2 protein-coding genes are annotated in these 2016 nt (G+C 67.2%); both read left to right on the plus strand.

Annotated features, from left to right (window positions below; genetic code table 11):
- Positions 1-145: 145 nt before the first annotated feature.
- Entirely contained in the window at positions 146-1429 is a 1284-nt protein-coding gene (gene istA, locus TSH20_RS24520; protein ID WP_109157140.1) for an IS21 family transposase, read from the plus strand.
- On the plus strand, positions 1429-2016 hold a 588-nt coding region (gene istB / locus TSH20_RS24525; RefSeq protein WP_109157139.1), incomplete at its 3' end, for an IS21-like element ISAzs30 family helper ATPase IstB. The genes istA and istB, both read left to right, overlap by 1 nt.

Below are 2016 nucleotides of genomic sequence, written 5' to 3' on the forward strand. Positions count from 1 at the left end.
TGTCAGTGCCGGCTGGATACTCCCCGGAAAGGGCGGCTGAAAATTCCCCAGGCTAACGCAACGGCAGGGCTCCGGGGCGTACGCCCCGGAGCCCTGCGGCCGCTCATCGCCCATGATCACCCTCCGAGGCGGAGGGAGGGCGCAGGTGGTCAGACTTGGGGAACTCGTCATGATTCTCGATCTCGCCCGCGAGGGCCTGTCGGTGTCGGCGATCGCACGCCGCACCGGCCTGGATCGCAAGACCATCCGCAAATACATCGCCCGCGGACTGGAGGCGCCGGCCTACACGCCTCGGCCAGCTCGGCCGACGCTGCTCACACCTTTCGAGCCCTATCTGCGCGAACGCCTACAGGCCTTTCCTGATCTCAGCGCCCGCCGCCTGCTGCGGGAACTCAAAGAGCGCGGCTACACCGGCGGCTATACCATCCTGAAAGCCGTGGTTCGCGCCATCCGTCCCACCCCGTCACCGTCCTTCGAGCGTCGCTTCGAGACACCGCCCGGCAAGCAGGCCCAGGTCGACTTCGCCTTCTTCAAGACGACCTTCACCGACGAGCCCGAGGCGGAACGGATCGTCTGGCTGTTTTCCATGGTGCTCGGCCACAGCCGCATGATGTGGGCCCGCTTCGTCGCCCGCCAGGACCTGCAAACCGTGCTCCGCTGCCACATCGCCGCCTTCGACAGCTTCGGCGGCGTGCCGGACCAGATCCTCTACGATCGCATGAAAACCGCCGTGCTGGGCGAGATCGAAGACCCCGATCAGCCGACCCAAGGCATCGCCTACAATCCCAAGCTCCTCTCCCTGGCCAGCCACTACGGTTTCCTGCCGAAGGCCTGCAAGCCGTACCGCGCCAAGACCAAGGGCAAAGTCGAACGGCCGTTCCGCTACGTGCGCGAAGACTTCTTCCTGGCCCGCAGCTTCCGCAATCTCGAGGATCTGAACGTCCAGTTCACCCAGTGGCTGGATCAGCTCGCCAACCGCCGCCGGCACGCCACCACCCAGCGCATCGTCGCCGAGCATTTCGCCGAGGAGCGCCTCCACCTCAAGCCGCTGCCGGCCGGCCCCTTCAACAGCGTGCTGGCCCTGGAACGCCGCGTCACCCGAGACGGCATGGTGTCGGTCGGCGGCAACCTCTACTCCGTGCCGGATTGCACCCGCCGGCGGACGGTGGAGGTGCAGGTCACCGCCGGCACCGTCACCATCCTGGAGGACGGCATAGCCGTCGCATCCCACCCGGCGCTGGAAGGACGAGGCCAGCGGCGCATTGCCACCGGACATCGGACCCAGCCTCCACCGCCCAACAGCCAGACGCCCAGGGAGGTCGCCACGCCCCCAGCACCACCGCTGCAGGGCGGCACCGTCACGCCACGCTCGCTGGCCATCTACGACACCATCGGCCGCCACTTGGCCAACCAGCCGGGGAGCCCGTGATGAGCACCACGCCGTTAGAAGCGGGCCCCGCCACCCTCGACCGCATTCGCCAGTATCTGGTTGGGCTGAAGATGCCGCGCGCCTTGGAAGCGCTGGAGCACATCCTGCGCCGGCTGGAGCGCGGCGAACTTTCCGCCCTGGAGGCCATCGACGCCCTGTTGGGTGAGGAACTGACATTGCGCGAGGGGCGCCGCATCAAGGCGGCCCTGAAGATGGGCCGGCTTCTCTCCATCAAGACGCTCACCGGCTTCGACTTCTCCTTCCAGCCTTCGCTCGACCGCGATCGGATCATGACCTTGGCGCAGCTCGACTTCGTCGACCGGCACGAGGTGGTCCATTTCCTCGGCCAGCCCGGCTGCGGCAAAACGCACCTGGCGCTCGCTCTGGGGGTGGAGGCCGTCAAGGCCGGCCGCTCGGTCTACTTCGCCACCCTGGCCGACATCGTTAGCTCGCTGGCCAAGGCCGAGCGTGAAGGGACCTTGCGGGAACGCCTGCGCTTCCTGTGTCGGCCACAACTTCTGATCGTTGACGAGATCGGCTACCTGCCGGTGATCCCCGGCGGCGGCAACCTGTTCTTCCAGCTCGTC

Source organism: Azospirillum sp. TSH20 (genome assembly GCF_003115935.1).
In the GTDB taxonomy this organism is placed as follows: domain Bacteria; phylum Pseudomonadota; class Alphaproteobacteria; order Azospirillales; family Azospirillaceae; genus Azospirillum.